This is a genomic window from Methylobacterium sp. Gmos1 (genome assembly GCF_053764715.1).
In genome coordinates, this window is record NZ_JBSNCC010000004.1 from 21,309 (window position 1) to 40,769 (window position 19,461).

The window sequence follows — 19,461 nt, forward strand, 5'->3', positions numbered from 1 at the left end:
AACGCAAGAAGCCCCGGCCATGGTGCCGGGGCTTCTCGTAGGCGGACCGGGGCGGCGCACCGCCCCGGGGAGGCTTAGTTGTTCCGGTTGCCCATCAGCGAGAGCAGGAACTGGAACATGTTGATGAAGTCCAGGTACAGCGTCAGGGCACCAACCACCGACACCTTGGCGGCGGTCTCGCCGTCGAAGTTGCCGTAGAGGTACATCTCCTTGAGCTTCTGCGTGTCGTACGCGGTCAGGCCGGCGAAGATCAGCACGCCGATGACCGAGATCGCGAATTGCAGGGCGCTCGAGGCCAGGAAGATGTTGACCAGGCTGGCAATGACGAGGCCGATCAGGCCCATCACCAGGAACGAGCCGATGCCCGACAGGCTCCGGGTCGTGGTGTAGCCGTAGAGGCTCAGGCCGCCGAAGGCCGCCGCGGTGATGAAGAACACCTGGACCACGCTCGCGCCGGTGTAGCGGATGAGCAGCGTCGAGAGCGACGCACCCATCACCGCCGCGAAGGCGAAGAAGGTGGTGCGGGCCGACGCGGCCGACATCCGGTCCATCCGGAACGAGAACAGGAAGATGAAGGCGAGCGGCGCGAGCGCGATCACCCACATCAGCGGCGTGGCGTAGAGCGTGCGGCCGAAGCTGGTCAGCGGGATCGAGCCGATCCGCGCCACCGCGTCCGCCTGCGAGGTCGCCACCGCGAGCTTGTTGATGCCGATGGCCACCAGCCCGGAGATGCCGAGGCCGATGATCATGTTGTTGTAGACGCCGAGCATGAACGCGCGCAGGCCCTGGTCGACCTGGACCTGGCTCTGAGCGTAGCCGGTGGGGCCGCCGAAGCCGTTCGCGTTGCCCTGCCGGAACGGGCTGTTCTCGAATGCCATGGGAGATTCCTTCGGAAGCTCTCTAGCGTGGATGTTCCTGGTGCGAGGCTCTCACGCGACCCTCGGACGCTTGACGCGTCGGATTGGCGCCCGGGCCCTCGCGGGTCCGCTCGCCTTGACCGGAATATGTGGACCTCGATCAGCCGGCACAAGGGCGGTGCCGGAGCGATAGCCGGCCTCGGCACACCAAAAACCGGGGTCCCTACGCCGCAGGGATACTTATGGATTAAGACCCCTAGAGATTTCGTAGGTATTGCGCCGGCTTCTGGCCTAGGATGCGCCAGGTGCCGGCGAGCCCGAGCCCGACCGCCACGACGACCGCGAGCAGCGCCGCGAGCAGCGCCCCCGACAGGTCGAGGGCGAAATCGAGATGCATGACCTTGGTGAGGATCACCCAGCCCGCCAGCGTCCCGGCGACGAGGCCGAACACGGCGGTGGCGAGACCCAGCGCCCCGTACTCCATCGTGTAGGCGGCGAGGAGCCGGGCCCGCGTGGCGCCGAGCGTCTTCAGCACCACCGCGTCGTAGAGCCGGGCCCGGTGGCCGGCGGCGAGCGCGCCCGCCAGCACGAACAGGCTGGTGGCCACCGCCACACCGCTGGCGCCGCGGATGGCGAAGACGAGCTTGGCCACGAGGTCGTTGACCGCGTCGAGGGCGTCCTTCACCCGCACGCTGCTGACGGACGGGAATTCCTTGGCCGCATCGCGCAGGATCCGCGCCTCCAGGGCGGCATCCGGCCCCTCCGGCAGGGTGAGCGTCGCGAGGTCGCTGTGCGGCGCACCCCGGAAGGTGCCGGGCGAGAACACCATCACGAAGTTGATGCCGAGGTTGCGCCACTCGACGTGGCGCAGGTTGGCGATGGTGACGGTCAGGCTGCGCCCGAGCACGTTCACCGTCACCCGGTCGCCGACCTTGAGGTTCAGGCTGCGGGCGAGCTGGTCGTCGAAGGAGACGAGCGGTTTCTTCGCCTCGTCACCCTTCCACCACTGGCCCGCGGTGATCCGCGAGCCGTCGGGCAGGTCCTCGGCGTAGGTGATGCCGCGGTCGCCGTCGAGCACCCAGGCGGCCTCCTCGCTCGCCTTGATCTGGGCCGCCGGCACGCCGTTCAACGCCGTGATCCGCCCGCGCATCATCGGCACGCGCTCGATCTTACCCCGCGGCGCGGCGCGCCCGAGGAACTGGTCGAAGGCTTCCGAGTCGCGGCTCGGGATGTCGAGGAAGAACAGGCTCGGGGCCTTGGCCGGCAGCGAGCGGGTCAGCGTCCGGGTGATGTTGGCGTCGATCAGGCTCAAGGTCACGAGCAGCGTGATGCCGAGGCCGAGCGACAGCACGATCGAGGGCGTCAGTGCTCCGGGCCGGTGGAGGTTGGCGAGCGCCAGCCGCGGCGCGGCGCTGCCGGGGCGCGGCAGGCGGCGCGCCAGCGCCATCAGCCCGACGGCGACGAGGCGCAGGAGCCCGAAGGCGAGGCCGGCCGCGACGATGAAGATCAGCGCCACGAAGCGGTCGTAGGCGGTGGTGAGCGCCAGCGCGACGAGGCCGGCGAGCGCGAGGCCGAGAACCGCGAGATAGCGCGGCCGCGGCCAGCGCCGGTCGGGATCAACCGTGTCGCGAAACAGGCCCGACACCGCGACGTCGTGGGCGCGGCCGAGCGGGCCGATGGCGAAGGCGAGCGCCGTGAGCACACCGTAGAGGGCGGCGATCGCGAGCTCGCCCGGCGCCAGGGTGGGGTTGAGCGGCAGCGGAAGCAGCGACCCGAACGCCGCATCGAGGGCGAAGGGCAGCACCGCGCCGACGAGAAGGCCGCCGAGAATGCCGATCCCGGCGATCAGCATCACCTGGGTCAGGTAGATGCCGACCACCTGGCTCCCGGGCGCGCCGAGGCTCTTGAGGGTCGCGATCGAGGCCCGCTTGCGCTCGACGAAGGCCCGGACCGCGTTGGCGACCCCGACGCCGCCGACGAGGAGCGCGGTGAGGCCGACGAGCGTCAGGAACTGGGTGAAGCGCTCGATGCTGCGGGCAAAGCGCGGATCGGCGTTGAGGCGCGAGCGGATCTCCCAGCCGGCCTCCGGCAGGGCGCTGCGGGCCTCGGCCATCGTGCGCTCCACCGCCGCGTCGTCGCCGGCCGGCAGCGTCACCCGGTAGACGAAGCGGTTGAGGCTGCCGGGCTGGACGAGGCCGGTGGCTCTGAGCGCGTCGAGCGACACCATCAGGCGCGGCCCGAAACCGATGCCGCCGGCGATCTTGTCCGGCTCAGCTGTCAGCACCGTGCGCAGCACGATCTCGGCCCCGCCGACGGTGAGCCGGTCGCCGACCTTGAGGTCGAGGCGGGCCAGCAGCGCCGCGTCTGCCGCCGCGCCGTAAACGCCGTTCGTGGCGGAAAAGATCTCGGCAGGCGGCATCGGCGGCTCGGTCGTCAGCTCGCCGACCGCCGGGTAATCGGGCCCGACCGCCTTCAGCTCGACCAGGGCCGCGCCCTTCTCGCCCGCCGAGGCCATGGCGCGGGTGAAGCCCACCGCCGAGACGCGGCCGCGGGCCTCCAGGAAGGCCTTCTCCTGCGGGCTCGCCTCGCGGTGGACCAGCCCGAAGGTGACGTCGCCGCCGAGGATTTTTCGCCCCTCGCGGGCGAGCCCGTCGGAGAGCGAGCGCGACAGCGAGGCGACGCCCGCGATGGTGGCGACCCCGATGGCGATGCAGGCAAGCAGCACCGTGAAGCCGCGCAGGCCCCCGCGCAATTCGCGCAGAGCCAGGCGCAGGGTCAGCGGCAGGCGCGAGGGACGACCGGGCGTGACGCCGGGAAGCTGGGCGGGAAGCTCGGAAAGGCTGCCGTGCATGAGATCTACGCGCTCACCGCTTCGTCGATCAGCCCCGAGCGCAGCCGCACCGTGCGGTCGCACAGGCGGGCGAGGCCGGGATCGTGGGTGACGAGCACCAGGGTGGCGCCGCGGTCGCGCTTGAGTGCGAAGAGCAGGTCGACGATCTGCGCCCCGGTCGCCTCGTCGAGGTTGCCGGTCGGCTCGTCGGCGACCAGGATCGCGGGCTCGGGCGCCACCGCCCGGGCGATGGCGACGCGCTGCTGCTCGCCGCCCGACAACTGGGCCGGGTAATGGTGCAGGCGGTGCCCGAGGCCGACCGCCTCCAGCTCCCGCGCCGCTCGGGCGTGGGCGTCGGGGGCGTCCGCCAGTTCGAGCGGCAGCGCCACGTTCTCGAGCGCCGTCATCGTCGGCACGAGGTGGAAGGACTGGAACACGATGCCGATGCGCCGGCCGCGGAAGCGCGCCAGCGCGTCCTCGTCGAGCCCGGCGAGGTCGGTGCCCTCGACCACGACCCTTCCGGAATCCGGCCGCTCCAGCCCCGCCATGGTCATCAGCAGCGTCGACTTGCCCGAGCCCGAGGGGCCGACGAGGCCGACCGCCTCGCCCGGAGCGAGGCTGAGCGAGATGCCCTTGAGGATGTGGACCCGGGCGGCGCCGCGGCCGAGGCTGAGATCGACGCCCTCGAGCGCGATCGCCGGTGCGGTGGCCTTGTCGGTCATGGGGGAAGAACCGATCTTGAAGCGCGGCGACCACTGGGGCCGCCGCCGGAGGTTGAGTGTTGGGACGGACCTACGCAGGACAGGCGGCCCGCCGGCCCGATATGGGCCGCGCATCGATGCTTCGCCATGATGGCCGCCGCGCGGCGCTCGCATTTCTCGTCGTTTCGCTGGTGATGACGCTCGTGACGCCGCTGCGCGCCGAACCGCGCCCCCTCAACCTCGTCGCCCTCGGCGACAGCCTCACGGCGGGCTACGGCCTGCCGGCGGACGCCGCCTTCCCGGTCCAGCTCGAAGCGGCGCTCAAGGCGAAGGGCCAGGCCGTGACGATCGCCAATGCGGGCGTCTCCGGCGACACCGCGACGGGCGGGCTCGACCGTGTCGAGTGGTCGGTGCCGGACGGGACCGACGGGGTGATCCTGGAGCTCGGCGCCAACGACATGCTGCGCGGCACCGACCCGGCGGTGACCGAGAAGGCCCTCGACGCGATCATCGCCAAGCTCAAGGCCCGCGGCATCCCGGTCCTGCTCGCCGGCATGCGGGCGGCACCGAATCTCGGGCCGGACTACGTGAAGCGCTTCGACGGGATCTTCCCGCGGCTGGCCGAGCGCTATGGCCTGATCCTCTACCCGTTCTTCCTCGACGGGATCGCGGGCGACCGCGCCCTCAACCTCGCCGACGGCCTGCACCCGACGCGGGCCGGCGTCGCCCGCGTCGTCGCCGGCATCCTGCCGAGCGTCGAGGACTTCCTGACGCGCCTGCGCAAGGGGGCGTGAGCGCCATGCCGCGCCTGTTCACCGGGATCGAGGTCCCGTCCGAGACCGGCTTGGCGCTCAGCGCCTTCCGCGGCGGCCTGCCGGGCGCCCGCTGGGTCGAGCCCGCCGACTACCACGTCACCCTGCGCTTCATCGGTGACGTCGATGGCGGCCTCGCTGACGAGATCACCGACGCCCTGGCCGAGATCCGGCCCCGCCCCCCCCTGACCCTCGTCCTCGACGAACTGGCGGTGTTCGGCGGCGAGAAGCCGCACGCGCTGTTTGCCCGCGTCGTGCCCGATCCCGACCTCGCCGAGTTGCAGGCCGAGCACGAGCGCATCCTGCGCCAGCTCGGAATCGCCCCCGACACGCGGCGCTTCACGCCGCACGTCACCCTCGCCCGGCTCAAGCGCGGCGCCGGCCCGGACGGGGTGGCGCAATACCTGGCGATGCAGCCCGTCTTCTCTCGGCTCTCGTTCACGGCGCGTCGCGTCGCCCTGTACTCGGCACGCGAGTCTGTCGGCGGCGGGCCCTACGTCGTCGAGGCGGCCTATCCGCTGGACGAGGACGACGAGGCGTGATCGCCGGACGAAGGCGGATGCCCGGCCGGGACGATCCCGAGGGCTCGATGGATGTCCGCCCTCGTCTTGCCTCCTCGGCGTCGTCCCGGGTTCCGCTACACGGCCCCGGGATGAGATGGCGCACCGCAACCCCCTTCGAGATGGCCCGTTCCGACGATCGACCGGGCGCTCACAACCGCCGCAAAGCCACGCTCTCGATGCGGTGGCTCGCGCCCTTGGCGAGGATCAGGCTGGCGCGCTGGCGCGTCGGCACGATGTTGTCGCGCAGGTTCAGGAGGTTGATGCGGGTCCACAACCCGTCGGCGATGTTCAGCGCCTCGTCCTCCGAGATCTCCGCGTACTTGCGGAAATACGACAGCGGATCGCGGAAGGCCGTGTTGCGCAGGCGCAGGAAGCGGTTGACGTACCAGCGGTGCAGGTCGTCCTCGTGCGCGTCGAGATAGACCGAGAAGTCGAAGAAGTCGGAGACGAACGGGATCGCGGTGCCGTCCCGCGGCAGGCGGGCGGGCTGGAGCACGTTCAGCCCCTCGACGATCAGGATGTCGGGCCGGTCGACCACCGTGGTCTCCCCCGGGACCACGTCGTAGACGAGGTGGGAGTAGAGCGGCGCCGCGACGTGGCGCTTGCCGGCCTTGATGTCGGCAAGGAAGCGCAGAAGCGTCTGGCTGTCGTAGCTCTCGGGAAAGCCCTTGCGCTCCATCAGGCCGAGGCGGTTCAGCTCGGCGTTCGGGAACAGGAACCCGTCGGTGGTGACGAGGTCGACCTTCGGGGTGTTGGGCCAGCGGGCGAGCAGCGCCTTCAGCACCCGGGCGGTGGTCGATTTTCCGACCGCGACCGAGCCGGCGACCCCGATGATGTAGGGCACCTTCACCTCGCGCTCGGCGAGGAGGAAGCGCTGGGTCGCCTTGAACAACCCTTGCGTCGCCGCGACGTAGAGCGAGAGCAGCCGCGACAGCGGCAGGTAGATCGCGATGACCTCCTCGAGCGAGATCGGGTCGTTGAGCGATTGCAGCCGCATCACGTCCTCGGCCGTGAGGGTGAGCGGCGTGTCGGCGCGCAGATGCGCCCATTCCTCGCGGGAGAAGACCCGGTAGGGCGAGAGGTGGTCGGTCGCCTCGTCGAGGCTCGCCGCCAGCTGCGCCGCGCCGAGGGTGGGGGCTGGGACGGCGCCGTTCATGCCTGGCTCGGTCATGCGGGCCTCCTCGACGCCTTCTCGGCAATGCCGCTCTGGGCGGTGCGCCGCTCCAGCTCCGCCATCACCGCCTCCAGCGGCACCTCGGCGGCGCGCAGCACCACGAGCAGGTGGTAGAGCACGTCGGCGGCCTCCGCCGTCAGCCCCTCGCGGTCGCCCTGCACGGCCGCGATGGCCGCCTCGACCGCCTCCTCGCCGAGCTTCTTGGCCGGCCGCGCCGGCCCGCCGGAGACGAGCTTCGCCGTGTAGGATTCCTCCGGCGCGGCGGCGGCGCGCTCGCGGACGATGCGGTCGAGGTCGGCGAGGGTGAACGAGGTCATGCGGCGGCCGTTGATGTGTCCGGGTAAACCCTGGGGCCGGCCGAGCCGGGCGGTCAAGCGCCTTCCCGCACCCTGCCCCGCGGTGTTTGCGGAAGAGGTCAGGGCGTCGGATCGAGCCGCATGGCGAGGCCCGCCGCCGCCATGTGGGCCTTGGCCTCAGCCACGGTGTGCTGGCCGAAATGGAAGATCGAGGCGGCGAGCACCGCGCTCGCCCCGCCGTCCCGCACGCCGGCCACGAGGTCGTCGAGGCCGCCGACGCCGCCGGACGCGATCACCGGCACGTGCACCGCGTCGCTGATCGCCCGGGTCAGGCCGATGTCGTAGCCCGAACGCATGCCGTCGCGGTCCATCGAGGTGACCAGCAGCTCGCCGGCCCCCTTCTCCGCCACGAGGCGGGCGAAATTGATCGCGTCGATCCCGGTGGGCTTGCGGCCGCCATGGGTGAAGATCTCCCAGCGGGGCGGCTCGCCCTCGCTCGAGACGCGCTTGGCGTCGATCGCCACGACGATGCACTGGGCGCCGAATTTTTCCGCCGCCCGCGCCACCAGCTCCAGGTCGTTCACCGCCGCGGTGTTGATCGAGACCTTGTCGGCCCCGGCGAGCAGCAGCGTGCGGATGTCCTCGACCTTGCGCACCCCGCCGCCGACGGTGAGGGGCATGAAGCAGGCCTCCGCCGTGCGGCTCACCGCGTCGAGGAGGATGCCCCGGTCCTCGTGGCTCGCCGTGATGTCGAGGAAGCAGAGCTCGTCGGCCCCGGCGCGGTCGTAGGCCTTGGCGGCCTCGACCGGGTCGCCGGCGTCGCGCAGTTCGAGGAACTGCACGCCCTTGACGACGCGGCCGTCCTTGACGTCGAGGCAGGGGATGATGCGGGTCTTGAGCACGGGCGCCGTTTCAGGAGTTCGAGTCGACGGGAAATTCGCGCGTGAGCATGGCGTCGCGCGTGTAGGGGCATGTCTCGGGAAAGGTTCGCAGCGGCAGACCGGTCTCCCGCGAGGCGTCGAGGCGGGCGCCACGATAGACGCGGGCCAACGCCTCTTCGAGGCGAAGCGTCAGGCCAGGACTGTCGGCCAGGAGGTCGGCGGCCTGGATGCGCTGGCCTTGGATCGTCAGGGCCCAGTCCCGCAGCCTGCCTTCGGGCTGGTAATCGACCTTCAGCACGTGCAGCAGCACCGACCGCCAAGCCTCGACCAGGGCGTTGAACTCGGACCGGCCCAGGCTCTCGATTTCCTCGGCCAGGTTCTCACGGTCGAGGGCCGAGAAGTGCCCGGCGCGCAGCGCCGCCGCCTGCTCCATCGCCCAGCCATAGAGATCGTCCGCGTAGGCCGTGCGGGCCTGGACGTCGTCGGAGCGGGGCTCTGTGGTCGCCGCGGTCACGTGTCTCACGCCTCTGGATCAAGCCGCCGCGATCCTATCACGCGGCGACCTCGCCCGCCTCAAGCCGTCGGCTGGCTCCCGCCCTGCGCGGCCTTCGCCCGCGCGATGGCGGCTAGCGCCTCCTTCGGGTCGATCCGGCCGTCGTAGAGAGCCCGTCCCGTGATGGCGCCGGCGAGCCCCGCACAGTCGGGCTCCAGGATGCGGTGCACGTCCTCGATCGAGGCCAGCCCCCCGGAGGCGATCACCGGGATCTTCACCGCCTGGGCGAGGCCCAAGGTCATCGGGATGTTGAGGCCCTTGAGGATGCCGTCGCGGGCGATGTCGGTGTAGATGATCGCCGCGACCCCGGCATCCTCGAAGCGGCGGCCGAGCTCCTCCGCCGTCACCGTCGAGGTCTTGGCCCAGCCCTCGACCGCGACCCGCCCGTCCTTGGCGTCGATGCCGACGGCGATCTTGCCGGGGAAGCGGCGCGCCGCCTCGCGCACGAAGGTCGGGTCCTTCACGGCCGCGGTGCCGATGATGACCCGGCTCACGCCCTTGGCGAGCCAGCCCTCCACGGTGCGCATCTCGCGAATTCCGCCGCCGAGCTGCACCGGGATCGTGACCGCGGCGAGGATCGCGTCGACCGCTGCGGCGTTCATCGGGGCACCCGCGAAGGCGCCGTCGAGGTCGACCACGTGGAGCCAGGAGAAACCCTGCTCCTGGAACGTCCCGGCTTGCGCCGCCGGATCGTCGCTGAACACGATGGCCTGCGCCATGTCGCCCTGCACGAGGCGGACGCAGCGCCCTTCCTTGAGATCGATGGCCGGAAACAGGATCACGCGTCGTCACCGCAAGGCTTGAGGATGTGGAAGCGCCGTGGCGTCAGGGCCGCCAGCGCAGGAAGTTGCCGATCAGCCGCAGGCCGAGGGTCTGGCTCTTCTCGGGGTGGAACTGGGTGCCCGCGATGGTGCCGCGTGCGACCATCGCGGTGACCGCGCCGCCGTAATCGGCGGTCGCCACGACGTCGCCGGGCTCGGCCGCCGCCAGTGCGTAGCTGTGCACGAAATAGGCGTGCAGCCCGTCCGCCCCGGTCGGGATGCCGTCGAGGAGCGGGTGGGCCGAGCGCTCCTGGAGCGTGTTCCAGCCCATATGCGGCACCTTCAGGCCCGGATCGGAGGGCGTGATCGGCGCGACATCGCCCGGGATCCAGCCGAGGCCGGGGGTGATCTCGTATTCGAGGCCGCGGCTCGCCAGGAGCTGCATGCCGACGCAGATGCCGAGGAACGGCCGGCCGCGGGCATGCGCCGCCTCGGTCATCGCCTCGACCATGCCGGAGACCGCGTCGAGCCCGCGCCGGCAATCGGCGTAGGCGCCGACGCCCGGCAGCACGACCCGGTCGGCCGCAGCCACGGTCTCGGGGTCGGAGGTGACGACGATGCGGGCGCCGGTCCCGGTCTCGCGGGCGGCGCGCTCGAAGGCCTTGGCGGCCGAGTGCAGGTTGCCCGAACCGTAATCGATGATGGCGACGGTGTCCGCGCTCAACGGAGATCCTCCCAGGTCGCGGTGACGTCGGTCAACAGGGCGCTCGATGGGGTGGTTGCGGCACTCACCGGGATCCGTGCGCCTCCGGGAACAGGCCGAGGGCCGGGCTCTCGGCGCGGGTGCTGGCCGGGGTCGCCGGCCGGGCGACGGGGGTCGCGATCCGCGCGCCCTCCTCCCGCAGCCAGCGGGCGACGAACTTCACCTCGGCCTCCGCGGCATCCGAGGCGGTCACCGCGTCGCGGATCGGGCGGCCGGTGCGGGCATAGGTCCAGCGCCGCAGCGACGAGGCCTCGAGCCCGACGAGCCAGGACAGGAGCAGCGCGATCGCGAAGCCGGCCACCGGATTCAACCCCAGGGCGAGACCGGCGAGCCAGACCACGATCTCGGCCGCCAGCACGGCGAGGCCGGCAAGCCAGAGCCGGTGCCAGAAGAACCACAGCGCCGAGAACCAGAAGGCCGGCCACACGAAGGCGTCCGGCACCAGCTTGGCGCGGTCGAGCGCCTCCGGCTCGCCGGGATCGACCTCGTCGGGCACGTGCAGGGTGTAGGTGGTCATCCGGTTCCCCCCGGGATCCGTCGTTGCGGCGAAGGGCTCTAGAGCGAGCCTTTGGTCGATGGCACCCGGCCGCCCTCGCGGGGATCGACCTCGACGGCGTGCCGCAAGGCACGTGCCAGTCCCTTGTAGCAGCTCTCGGCGATGTGGTGCTGGTTGTCGCCGTACAGGGTCTCGACGTGCAGGGTGATCCCGGCATTCATCGCGAAGGCCTGGAACCACTCGCGCACCAGCTCGGTGTCGAAGACGCCGATCTTCTCGCGGGCGAACTGCGTGCGGAACACCAGGAACGGACGGCCCGAGATGTCGACGGCGACCCGGGTCAGTGCCTCGTCCATGGGCAGGTGCAGGTCGGCGTAGCGGCGGATGCCGCGCTTGTCGCCCAGCGCCTGGGCGAAGGCCTGGCCGAGCGCGATGCCGCAATCCTCGGTGGTGTGGTGCTGGTCGACGTGGAGGTCGCCCGTCACCTTGACCTCCAGGTCGAACAGGGCGTGGCGGGCCAAGAGCTCCAGCATGTGGTCGAGAAAGCCGACCCCCGTCGCGATGCTGGCCTTGCCGGTGCCGTCGAGGGTGAGCGCGACGCTGACGTCGGTCTCGGCAGTGCGGCGGTCGACGTGGCCGGCGCGGAGGGTGGTCTCGGTCATCGGAAGAGGAGTATCGCCAACGGAAACGGGCTGCCTTGTTAAAAGGCAGCCCGCGGAAACGCCAGGGGGGATGCGGGTTTTACGCCTTTCCCCGTTCGACCCTGGGACGACGAGGCTCACACCTCAGCCAGCACCCGCGCGCAGACCGCGTCGAGCTTGGCCATGAGCGCAGGATCGCGGTGGGTCGGCGCAGTCATGATCGCCCCGTCGAGCGCCCGGTCGGAGCGCGCCGGGCAGGGCTCGCGCTCGGCCGGGAAATCGCGGGCGAGACGGCTCACCAGGCGCGCGGCCTTCGAGGCGTTGGCGCGCGCCACCGCCACCACGGACGCCACGTCGACGGCGTCGTGCTCCGGATGCCAGCAATCGAAGTCGGTCACCATGGCGATCGTCGCGTAGGTGATCTCGGCCTCGCGGGCGAGCTTGGCCTCCGGCATGTTGGTCATGCCGATCACGTCGTAGCCCTGCGCCTTGTAATTGAGCGACTCGGCGTAGGACGAGAATTGCGGCCCCTCCATGCAGACGTAGGTGCCGCCCTTCTTCACCGCGATCTCCTCGGCCTCGGCCGCCGCCAGGATGCGGGCCTGGAGGCCGGGACCGACCGGATGGGCCATCGAGACGTGGGCGACGCAGCCGTTGCCGAAGAACGACGAGGTCCGCCCGACCGTGCGGTCGACGAACTGGTCGACGAGGACGAACAGGCCCGGATAGAGCTCCTGCCGGAACGAGCCGCAGGCCGAGAGCGCCACGATGTCGGTGACGCCGGCGCGCTTCATCACGTCGATGTTGGCGCGATAGTCGATGCCGGACGGCGAGAGCCGGTGGCCGCGGCCGTGGCGGGCCAGGAACACCACCGGCGTCCCGCCGATCCGGCCGATGCGCAACGCGTCCGAGGGCTCGCCCCAGGGCGAGGTGACCGCCTCCTCGCGCACGTCCTCCAGCCCGGGCAGGTCGTAGACGCCCGACCCACCGATCACTCCGAGCACGGCCTTGACCATCAGGGTTCTCCTGTAACGAAAAGAGGCCCCTCGCGGGGCCTCTGGAAGGGTTGCAGGCTCTGCGTCAGCTGGTCTTGTGCAGCTCGGGCTGCAGCCCGTGCGTCTCGCCGCCGACGTCGGCCCAGATCTTCTTCTTCACGTAGTAGAGCAGGCCGGCCAGCACGAGCAGGAACAGGATCGCCCGCAGGCCCAGCGACTTGCGCGCGAGCAGGTGGGGCTCGGCCGTCCACATCAGGAACGCGGTCACGTCGCGCGAGTACTGGTCGATCGTCTCGGGTGCCACCGGCTGGCCGTTCGCGCCCTTGGCGTAGGTCACCTGACCGTCGCTGAGGGGCTTGGGCATCGCGATGACGTGGCCCGGATAGTACTCGTTGTAGTGACCGCCGTCCGGCACGGTCACGCCCTTGGGCACCTCGTCCTTGTAGCCGTTGAGGAGGGCGTGGATGTAGTCGGGGCCCTGCTCGGTGTAGCCGATGAAGGGCAGCCAATCGATGATGAACCACAGGCCGCCCCGGGCGAAGGTGCGGGCCTTGGCCATCAGCGACAGGTCCGGCGGCGCCTTGCCGCCGTTGGCGGAGGCCGCGGCCTGCTCGTTCGGGAACGGCGCCGGGATCTTGTCCGCCGGGCGGCCGGGCCGCTCGAACATGTCGCCGGAATCGTTCGGGCCGTCCTTGACCTTGTACTCGGCCGCCAGCGCCTTGACCTGGGCGGCAGAGAAGTCGGGACCGCCCTCCTGCTCCAGGTTGCGAAAGCGGATGTAGTTCAGGCTGTGGCAGTTCGAGCAGACCTCGCGGTAGACCTGGAAGCCGCGCTGCAGCTGCGCCTGGTCGAAGGTGCCGAACATCCCGGAGAAGGTCCACTTCTCGCGGGTCGGCAGCGGGCCGTGCTCCTCGGCCGAGGCAGCGCCGGCCGACAGGAACGTGGCGAGCGCGGCGGCCAGGAGGGCGCGTGTCCCGAGAGCGCGTTTTCTGATCATTCCCCTCGATGCCCCTTGCGGCGTCGTTAGTGCTTCATCGCGATGTGGCGCGGGCGGATGCGTGGAGCACCCGCCCGCCCGGGGCCTGTCTCAGCCCTTGGTCGGAGGCGCAGCGGCTGCGCCGGCCGGCATGCCGGAGGAGCCGACCTGCTTGCCCGGGCCGGTGACGCTCTCGAGGATCGAGCCCGGCAGGGGCTTCGGCGTCTCGAAGAGGCCGACCAGCGGCATCACGATCAGGAAGTGGGCGAAGTAGTAGAAGGTGGCGATGCGCGAGGCGAGCACGTAGCCGCCCTCCGGGGGCTTCGAGCCGAGCCAGCCGAGCAGGAAGCAGCAGAAGATGAAGACCCAGAAGAACTGGCGGTAGATCGGCCGGTAGTTGGCCGAGCGCACCCGCGAGGTGTCGAGCCACGGCGCCAGCGCCAGGATGATCACCGCGCCGAACATCAGGATCACGCCGCCGAGCTTGTCCGGCACCGCGCGCAGGATCGCGTAGAAGGGCAGGAAGTACCACTCGGGCACGATGTGCGCCGGCGTCACGGCGGGGTTCGCCGGGATGTAGTTGTCAGCGTGGCCGAGGTAGTTCGGCTGCAGGAAGATCCAGTAGGCGAAGAAGGCGAAGAACACCACCACCGCGAACACGTCCTTGATGGTCGCGTAGGGGGTGAAGGGCACCGCGTCTTTGCCCGACTTGATCGGGATGCCGGTCGGGTTGTTCTGGCCGGTGACGTGCAGCGCCCAGACGTGCAAGACGACGACGCCGGCGATCATGAACGGCAGGAGGTAGTGCAGCGAGAAGAAGCGGTTGATGGTCGGGTTGCCGACCGAGTAGCCGCCCCAGAGCAGGCTCTGGATCGTGTCGCCGACGACCGGGATCGCCGCCAGGATGTTGGTGATGACAGTGGCGCCCCAGAACGACATCTGGCCCCACGGCAGGGTGTAGCCGAGGAACGCGGTCGCCATCATCAGGAGGTAGATGATGACGCCGAGGATGTAGAGCACCTCGCGTGGGGCCTTGTACGACCCGTAATAGAGGTTGCGGAACATGTGCGCGTACACCGCGATGAAGAACATCGAGGCGCCGTTGGCGTGCATGTAGCGCAGCAGCCAGCCGTAGTTCACGTCGCGCATGATGTGCTCGACGGAGTTGAACGCCTCGGTGGCCGAGGGCTGGTAGTGCATCGCCAGCCAGACGCCGGTGATGATCTGTGAGCCCAGCATCGCGATCAGGATAGCGCCGAACGTCCAGAAGTAGTTCAGGTTGCGCGGCACCGGGAAGGCGATGAACGAGGAATGGACCAGGCCTGCGATCGGCAGCCGGGCCTCGAACCACTTCGCGAAGCGGCTCTTGGGAACGTAGGTTGTGGCGTGTGCGCTCATGGGGCAGCCCGCGTCTGGCGTTGCTTCACGATCGGCGGATTCTAGGCGGTGGCGCCTTCGCCGATGCGGACCTTGGTGTCGCCCTGGAAGGCGTAGGGCGGGATCGGCAGGTTGATCGGGGCGGGGCCGCGGGTCACGCGGCCCACCGCGTCGAACTGCGAGCCGTGGCAGGGGCAGCCCCAGCCCTCGTGGCCGTTGGCGTTGGCGATCGGCACGCAGCCGAGATGGGTGCAGTTGCCGTAGGTCACGAGCCAGCGCTCGTGGCCGTCCTTGACGCGGCCGAGGAACGGCGCCGGGTCGATCATGCTCGCCGGGGCGACCGCCTTCATGTCGGCGACCTCCTTCTCGGTGAGGTGGCGCACGAAGATCAGCTTGCCGCGCCAGAACACGTTGACGATCTGGCCGTCGGCGATCGGCGTGAGGTCGACGTCGATGGGCGCGCCGGCGGCGATCGTCTCGGCATCGGGAGCCATCGAGGCGACGAACGGCCAGGCCAGGGCCGCGGCACCGACCACGGCGCCCGCGCCGGTGGCGAGGAACAGGAAGTCCCGGCGGGTCGACCCGTGGGGATGCGCGGCGTCGGATGGGGCGACGGTGGTGGCCAAGTTCCGGCTCTCCCGAAAATCGTTGACGGCGCGGGCCGCCGCTCGCGCGGCGCCCGAATCTTCTTCACAAGGCGTCGAGGCCCGCGGGAAGGGTCGGCGGGGTTTTTCGGACCCCGGTCCTGCCGGACCGAAGCACCTCCCCACTCGTGGCGGCAATGCGACCGGGCGTCGCCGCGCGGCTAGCTCTGTTGCACGGTCAAGCCTCGGAATAAAGGGCGAAAAGGCGCCCCGATCCGGAGGAATTCCAGATTTCCCGCGAGTGTGTTGCGGCGCACCGGGACGACCCCCCCGGGCCGTCCCGGTACCTCGCGGACGCGCTACTCGGCGGGTGCGCCGACGCGGCCGGGGCCCGCGGCTGCGCTGCTATGGCTCAGGCGCAGCACGGTGATCATGCCGACGATGCCCGCGCAGGCGATCAGGAGGAGGCCGCCGGTGAAGCTGCCGGTCCAGTCCTTGATCGCGCCGACGGCGTAGGGGGCGACGAAGCCCGACAGGTTGCCGATCGAGTTCACCACCGCGATGGCGCCGGCGGCCGCCGCCCCCGACAGGGTCTCGGTCGGCAGCGTCCAGGTGATGGGCAGCGCCCCGAAGATGCCGAGCGCCGCGCCCGAGAACAGCACCACCTTCAGAACCGGATCGCCGACGAGGGCCGCCCCGATGGTGCAGAGCGAGGCGCAGGCGAGCGCCGCGGCGAGGTGGTAGCGGCGCTCGCGCTTGGCGTCCGACCGCTTGCCCCACCACAGCATGCCCACCGTCCCGACCGCGTAGGGGATGATCATCACGAAGCCGGTCTGGGCGTTGGTGAGCCCGAAGCCCTTGAAGATCTGCGGCAGGAAGAAGCCGAAGGCGTAGAGCAGCGCGACGGCGCCGAAATACACCACCGCGATGGCGAGCACCCGCGGGTTGAGGATCTCCTGGGTCAGCGGCACGTGACCCCGGCGCGGGTTGCGGGCGGCCTCGTTGGCGAGCGTCCGCTCCAGCCACTCGCGCTCGTCCGCCGCGAGCCACCTGGCGTCGGCCGGCCGGTCGGTGAGATAGAAGTAGGTCATCACCGCGAGCACGATCGCCGGCAGCGCCTCGATCACGTAGAGCCACTGCCAGCCCTTGAAGCCGAGCACGCCGTCGAGTTCGAGCAGCAGGCCGGAGATCGGCGAGCCGATGACGCTCGACAGCGGGATCGCCACCATGAACAGCGAGACGATGCGCGCCCGGTAGGCCGCCGGGAACCACAGGGTCAGGTAGAAGATGATGCCCGGAAAGAAGCCGGCCTCGGCCGCGCCGAGCAGCAGGCGCATGATGTAGAAGCTGGCCTCGCCGCCGATGAAGGCCATGCCGCCGGAGATCACGCCCCAGCTCAGCATGATGCGGGCGATCCAGCGCCGCGCGCCGAACTTCTCCAGCGCCAGGTTCGAGGGCACCTCGAAGATGAAGTAGGTGATGAAGAACAGCCCGGCGCCGAGCCCGTAGGCGGTGGCCGAGATGCCGAGATCCCGGTTCATGGTCAGCGAGGCGAAGCCCACGTTGACCCGGTCGAGATAGGCGACGAAGTAGCAGACGATCAGGAACGGGATCAGGCGCCAGCTGATGCGCCTGATGGTACGGGCTTCGATGTCGGTCGTCACGGCGTTGTCCTCCCGGCCTGTCGTCGTTGGGCCATATCTCGGGGCCACAATTCTTGGAGCCACGGTCTCGCTGCGGCCGGGTTGTGAGGGCCCGGCTCTGGTGCCCGGGATGACCGGATTGTCCGCGCTTGGCAAGGAGCGACGATCTGCGGAGCCCCAAGCCCTTGTGGGAGGGCCCTCTTCTGGTCTAGTGCTCCCCTCCCCCACCGGTGATGCACCGCAGCGAGGCCGCGCCGCGGCCGTGCGCGAGCCGGTGCCCGTTCGAGATGTAAGAAGTCGCCATGGTCACGCCACGCCGAGACAGCGGTGCCGACCGCCCCCAGCTCCCCGGAGCCCGGGTGCTCGTCGTCGAGGCCCGCTACTACGAGGACATCGCCGACGAGCTCCTCGCCGGCGCGACGGCGGCGATCGCCGCGGCCGGGGCCGAGGCGGTGGTCGTCACCGTGCCGGGCGCGCTGGAGATCCCGCAGACCGTCGCGATCCTGCTCGAGGCCGCCGCCCGGGCGCACAAGCCCTACGACGCGGTGGTGGCGCTCGGCTGCGTCATCCGCGGCGAGACCGGGCACTACGACATCGTCGCCGGCGAGAGCGCCCGGGCGCTGATGGACCTCTCCGTCGTGCTGCGCCTGCCGCTCGGCAACGGCATCCTGACCGTCGAGACCGAGGCCCAGGCGCAGGCCCGCGCCCGGGTCGCCGAGATGAACAAGGGCGGCGGCGCGGCGGAAGCGGCCCTGGCCGTGCTGGCGCTGCGCCGGGCGCAGGACGCGAACCGCCAGGACCGCACCATCGGCTTCACCCCCCGCCGCAACCCGGAGACCGAGTGAGATGAAGCCCGCCGAGCGCAGCGGCGCCCGCCTCGCGGTGGTCCAGGCCCTCTACGAGATGGAGATTTCCGGCAAGGGCGTGATCGACGCGCTGGCCGAGTTCGAGGCGTTCTGGATCGGCCAGGTGATCGACGAGGTCGAGCACCCGCCGGCCGAGACCGCCTTCTTCCGCGACCTCCTGCGCGGCACCGTCGACGAGCAGCGGGCGATCGACCAGCGCCTCGACGCGGCGCTCGCCGCCGGCTGGCCCCTGCGCCGGCTCGAGGCGGTGGTCCGCGCGATCCTGCGCGCCGGCGCCTACGAGGTGATGTTCCGCCGCGACGTGCCGGTGAAGGTCGCGATCTCCGAGTACGTCGACGTCGCCCACAGCTTCTACGAGGGCGAGGAGCCGGGCCTCGTCAATGCGGTGCTCGACAAGGTCGGTCGCGCCGTGCGCCCGGACGACTTCAGCAAGGGCTCGCGCGCCGGCTGACGGCTCCGGCGGCGGTCGAGGCGCCGCTGCATTGCCGGTCCGGAGGGCCGGACCTTCCGGAAATTTGGGATAATTCTCCCGTTTGTTGCGTTAGGCCATTGCGGGTCCGCCGGCCTGCGCTCTAGCTATCGGCCGAGGTTCGGGCCGATCGCGGTTTTGACCGCCGCCCGTCCCCTGCCGTGAGACCGCCCCCGCGATGGCACGCCCCGACCTGCCCCGCCCCACGGAAGACGAGTTGATCGCCCGCTACTTCGCGCCGCTCGCCGGCGCCGGCGGGCTGGGCTTGCGCGACGACGCCGCCCTGCTGACCCCGAGCCCGGGCCACGACCTGGTGCTCACCACCGACGCGGTGGTGGCCGGCGTGCACTACTTCCCGGACGACCCGCCGGCCTCGATCGCCTGCAAGGCGCTCGGCGTGAACCTGTCCGACCTCGCCGCCAAGGGGGCGGAGCCGCGGGGCTTCCTCCTGACCCTCGCCCTGTCGGACGCCTGGGACGAAGCCTGGCTCGCCGAGTTCTGCACGGGCCTGAGCGAGGCCGCGGCTCTCGCGAGCTGCCCGCTGCTGGGCGGCGACACCGTGCGGGCGGGCGGCCCGACGCTTCTGGGCATCACCGCGCTCGGCGAGGTGCCCTCCGGCACCATGGTGCGGCGGAGCACGGCGCGGGCCGGCGACCGGCTCCTCGTCTCGGGCAGCATCGGCGACGCGGCGCTCGGCCTCCGGCTCCGGGCAAAGCCGGCGACGTCCTGGGGCGAAGCTTTGTCCTTCCCGGCCCGCACCACCCTGGTCGACCGCTACCTGCATCCGCAGGCCCGCCTCGCCCTCGCGCCGGCGCTGAGGGCGCATGCCCGGGCGGCGATGGACGTGTCGGACGGGCTCGTCGGCGACCTCGCCAAGATGATGCGGGCCGCCGGCCTCAGCGCCGAGGTCGAGATCGCGGCAATCCCGCTCTCCGATGCAGCGCGGGCGGCGCTGGCGGTGAAGCCGGACCTCCTCGACGTCGCGCTCACCGGGGGCGACGATTACGAGATCCTCTGCGCCGTCGATCCGGCCGAGGTCCCGGCGCTCCAGGAGGCCGCCGCGCGGGCCGGCGTGCCGCTCACCGCGATCGGCACGGTGACGGAGGGCAGCGCCCCCCCGGTCTTCCGCGCCGCCGACGGCAGCGAGCGCCGCTTCCGCACCGCATCGTTCAGCCACTTCTAGACCCGCTCCGACGACGGAGAAAGGGCGACATCGAAAGTCT

21 protein-coding genes are annotated in these 19,461 nt (G+C 70.9%); 5 read left to right on the forward strand and 16 right to left on the reverse strand.

Annotated features, from left to right (window positions below; all coding sequences use genetic code 11):
- Window positions 1-74 precede the first annotated feature (74 nt).
- From ACS5PV_RS09180 to ACS5PV_RS09190, 3 genes are all read right to left on the reverse strand, one after another.
- Entirely contained in the window at window positions 75-878 is an 804-nt protein-coding gene (locus ACS5PV_RS09180; protein ID WP_455395037.1) for a Bax inhibitor-1/YccA family protein, read from the reverse strand.
- A gap of 235 nt (window positions 879-1,113) precedes the next feature.
- Window positions 1,114-3,708 carry an ABC transporter permease gene (locus tag ACS5PV_RS09185; protein ID WP_455395038.1) on the reverse strand — a complete coding sequence of 865 codons (2,595 nt, stop codon included), beginning with the start codon at window positions 3,706-3,708 and terminating at the stop codon, window positions 1,114-1,116.
- 5 nt (window positions 3,709-3,713) lie between these two features.
- Window positions 3,714-4,409: an ABC transporter ATP-binding protein gene (locus ACS5PV_RS09190; protein ID WP_455395039.1), complete on the reverse strand. Its 696-nt coding sequence runs from the start codon at window positions 4,407-4,409 to the stop codon at window positions 3,714-3,716.
- A 116-nt stretch (window positions 4,410-4,525) separates the two neighbouring features.
- Here ACS5PV_RS09190 and ACS5PV_RS09195 point away from each other — a divergent pair, with 116 nt between their 5' ends.
- Together ACS5PV_RS09195 and thpR are read left to right on the forward strand one after the other, a co-directional pair.
- The gene (locus tag ACS5PV_RS09195; protein WP_455395040.1) at window positions 4,526-5,182 is read left to right on the forward strand and encodes an arylesterase; all 657 of its coding nucleotides are present in this window, start codon (window positions 4,526-4,528) and stop codon (window positions 5,180-5,182) included.
- A gap of 5 nt (window positions 5,183-5,187) precedes the next feature.
- Window positions 5,188-5,742 (forward strand): RNA 2',3'-cyclic phosphodiesterase, encoded by a 555-nt coding sequence (gene thpR, locus ACS5PV_RS09200; protein WP_455395041.1) that lies wholly within the window; start codon window positions 5,188-5,190, stop codon window positions 5,740-5,742.
- A gap of 169 nt (window positions 5,743-5,911) precedes the next feature.
- Here the strand turns inward: thpR and coaA are convergent, their stop codons facing one another.
- From coaA to ACS5PV_RS09265, 13 genes are all read right to left on the reverse strand, one after another.
- A complete protein-coding gene (gene coaA / locus ACS5PV_RS09205) occupies window positions 5,912-6,934 on the reverse strand; it encodes a type I pantothenate kinase (protein WP_455395042.1) in 1,023 nt (340 codons plus the stop codon).
- Window positions 6,931-7,254 (reverse strand): phosphoribosyl-ATP diphosphatase, encoded by a 324-nt coding sequence (locus tag ACS5PV_RS09210; RefSeq protein ID WP_455395529.1) that lies wholly within the window; start codon window positions 7,252-7,254, stop codon window positions 6,931-6,933. The genes coaA and ACS5PV_RS09210 overlap by 4 nt, the downstream gene beginning before the upstream one ends.
- A 98-nt stretch (window positions 7,255-7,352) precedes the next feature.
- Window positions 7,353-8,135 carry an imidazole glycerol phosphate synthase subunit HisF gene (gene hisF / locus ACS5PV_RS09215; protein WP_455395043.1) on the reverse strand — a complete coding sequence of 261 codons (783 nt, stop codon included), beginning with the start codon at window positions 8,133-8,135 and terminating at the stop codon, window positions 7,353-7,355.
- Window positions 8,136-8,145: 10 nt separating this feature from the next.
- Window positions 8,146-8,628, reverse strand: coding sequence for a DUF29 domain-containing protein (locus tag ACS5PV_RS09220; protein ID WP_455395044.1), 483 nt, complete (start codon window positions 8,626-8,628; stop codon window positions 8,146-8,148).
- A 59-nt stretch (window positions 8,629-8,687) separates the two neighbouring features.
- The gene (hisA, locus tag ACS5PV_RS09225) at window positions 8,688-9,449 is read right to left on the reverse strand and encodes a 1-(5-phosphoribosyl)-5-[(5-phosphoribosylamino)methylideneamino]imidazole-4-carboxamide isomerase (RefSeq protein WP_455395045.1); all 762 of its coding nucleotides are present in this window, start codon (window positions 9,447-9,449) and stop codon (window positions 8,688-8,690) included.
- A gap of 43 nt (window positions 9,450-9,492) precedes the next feature.
- Window positions 9,493-10,152, reverse strand: a complete 660-nt coding sequence (gene hisH, locus ACS5PV_RS09230; RefSeq protein WP_455395046.1) for an imidazole glycerol phosphate synthase subunit HisH — start codon at window positions 10,150-10,152, stop codon at window positions 9,493-9,495.
- A gap of 64 nt (window positions 10,153-10,216) precedes the next feature.
- Entirely contained in the window at window positions 10,217-10,708 is a 492-nt protein-coding gene (locus ACS5PV_RS09235; RefSeq protein ID WP_455395047.1) for a DUF2628 domain-containing protein, read from the reverse strand.
- A 38-nt stretch (window positions 10,709-10,746) separates the two neighbouring features.
- Window positions 10,747-11,349, reverse strand: a complete 603-nt coding sequence (gene hisB, locus ACS5PV_RS09240; RefSeq protein ID WP_455395048.1) for an imidazoleglycerol-phosphate dehydratase HisB — start codon at window positions 11,347-11,349, stop codon at window positions 10,747-10,749.
- Window positions 11,350-11,465: 116 nt separating this feature from the next.
- On the reverse strand, window positions 11,466-12,344 hold the full coding sequence (locus ACS5PV_RS09245; RefSeq protein WP_455395049.1) for an S-methyl-5'-thioadenosine phosphorylase: 879 nt from the start codon (window positions 12,342-12,344) through the stop codon (window positions 11,466-11,468).
- A gap of 64 nt (window positions 12,345-12,408) precedes the next feature.
- Window positions 12,409-13,320 (reverse strand): cytochrome c1, encoded by a 912-nt coding sequence (locus ACS5PV_RS09250; RefSeq protein ID WP_455395050.1) that lies wholly within the window; start codon window positions 13,318-13,320, stop codon window positions 12,409-12,411.
- 90 nt (window positions 13,321-13,410) lie between these two features.
- Window positions 13,411-14,697 (reverse strand): cytochrome b, encoded by a 1,287-nt coding sequence (locus tag ACS5PV_RS09255; protein ID WP_455395051.1) that lies wholly within the window; start codon window positions 14,695-14,697, stop codon window positions 13,411-13,413.
- A 41-nt stretch (window positions 14,698-14,738) separates the two neighbouring features.
- Complete coding sequence (gene petA / locus ACS5PV_RS09260; RefSeq protein ID WP_455395052.1) at window positions 14,739-15,302, reverse strand: ubiquinol-cytochrome c reductase iron-sulfur subunit; 564 nt, start codon at window positions 15,300-15,302, stop codon at window positions 14,739-14,741.
- Window positions 15,303-15,619: 317 nt separating this feature from the next.
- Window positions 15,620-16,924, reverse strand: a complete 1,305-nt coding sequence (locus ACS5PV_RS09265) for an MFS transporter (RefSeq protein WP_455395053.1) — start codon at window positions 16,922-16,924, stop codon at window positions 15,620-15,622.
- Window positions 16,925-17,205: 281 nt separating this feature from the next.
- Between ACS5PV_RS09265 and ribH the strand changes: the two genes are divergently transcribed.
- The 3 genes from ribH (at window position 17,206) to thiL (ending at window position 19,421) form a co-directional block, all read left to right on the forward strand.
- Window positions 17,206-17,748: a 6,7-dimethyl-8-ribityllumazine synthase gene (gene ribH, locus ACS5PV_RS09270; RefSeq protein ID WP_455395054.1), complete on the forward strand. Its 543-nt coding sequence runs from the start codon at window positions 17,206-17,208 to the stop codon at window positions 17,746-17,748.
- Window position 17,749: 1 nt separating this feature from the next.
- Window positions 17,750-18,220 (forward strand): transcription antitermination factor NusB, encoded by a 471-nt coding sequence (gene nusB / locus ACS5PV_RS09275; protein WP_455395055.1) that lies wholly within the window; start codon window positions 17,750-17,752, stop codon window positions 18,218-18,220.
- A gap of 196 nt (window positions 18,221-18,416) precedes the next feature.
- Window positions 18,417-19,421 (forward strand): thiamine-phosphate kinase, encoded by a 1,005-nt coding sequence (thiL, locus tag ACS5PV_RS09280; protein ID WP_455395056.1) that lies wholly within the window; start codon window positions 18,417-18,419, stop codon window positions 19,419-19,421.
- Window positions 19,422-19,461 lie beyond the last annotated feature (40 nt).

What these genes read in the sequence shown, in the direction of transcription:
- ACS5PV_RS09180 (WP_455395037.1), bottom strand. Translation starts at nt 878, where the DNA reads ATGGCATTCGAGAACAGCCCGTTCCGGCAGGGCAACGCGAACGGCTTC.
- hisB (WP_455395048.1), bottom strand. Translation starts at nt 11,349, where the DNA reads ATGACCGAGACCACCCTCCGCGCCGGCCACGTCGACCGCCGCACTGCC.
- ACS5PV_RS09195 (WP_455395040.1), top strand. Translation starts at nt 4,526, where the DNA reads ATGCTTCGCCATGATGGCCGCCGCGCGGCGCTCGCATTTCTCGTCGTT.
- ACS5PV_RS09255 (WP_455395051.1), bottom strand. Translation starts at nt 14,697, where the DNA reads ATGAGCGCACACGCCACAACCTACGTTCCCAAGAGCCGCTTCGCGAAG.
- ACS5PV_RS09250 (WP_455395050.1), bottom strand. Translation starts at nt 13,320, where the DNA reads ATGATCAGAAAACGCGCTCTCGGGACACGCGCCCTCCTGGCCGCCGCG.
- thpR (WP_455395041.1), top strand. Translation starts at nt 5,188, where the DNA reads ATGCCGCGCCTGTTCACCGGGATCGAGGTCCCGTCCGAGACCGGCTTG.
- coaA (WP_455395042.1), bottom strand. Translation starts at nt 6,934, where the DNA reads ATGACCGAGCCAGGCATGAACGGCGCCGTCCCAGCCCCCACCCTCGGC.
- thiL (WP_455395056.1), top strand. Translation starts at nt 18,417, where the DNA reads ATGGCACGCCCCGACCTGCCCCGCCCCACGGAAGACGAGTTGATCGCC.
- ACS5PV_RS09210 (WP_455395529.1), bottom strand. Translation starts at nt 7,254, where the DNA reads ATGACCTCGTTCACCCTCGCCGACCTCGACCGCATCGTCCGCGAGCGC.
- ACS5PV_RS09245 (WP_455395049.1), bottom strand. Translation starts at nt 12,344, where the DNA reads ATGGTCAAGGCCGTGCTCGGAGTGATCGGTGGGTCGGGCGTCTACGAC.
- ACS5PV_RS09185 (WP_455395038.1), bottom strand. Translation starts at nt 3,708, where the DNA reads ATGCACGGCAGCCTTTCCGAGCTTCCCGCCCAGCTTCCCGGCGTCACG.
- ribH (WP_455395054.1), top strand. Translation starts at nt 17,206, where the DNA reads ATGGTCACGCCACGCCGAGACAGCGGTGCCGACCGCCCCCAGCTCCCC.
- ACS5PV_RS09190 (WP_455395039.1), bottom strand. Translation starts at nt 4,409, where the DNA reads ATGACCGACAAGGCCACCGCACCGGCGATCGCGCTCGAGGGCGTCGAT.
- ACS5PV_RS09235 (WP_455395047.1), bottom strand. Translation starts at nt 10,708, where the DNA reads ATGACCACCTACACCCTGCACGTGCCCGACGAGGTCGATCCCGGCGAG.
- nusB (WP_455395055.1), top strand. Translation starts at nt 17,750, where the DNA reads ATGAAGCCCGCCGAGCGCAGCGGCGCCCGCCTCGCGGTGGTCCAGGCC.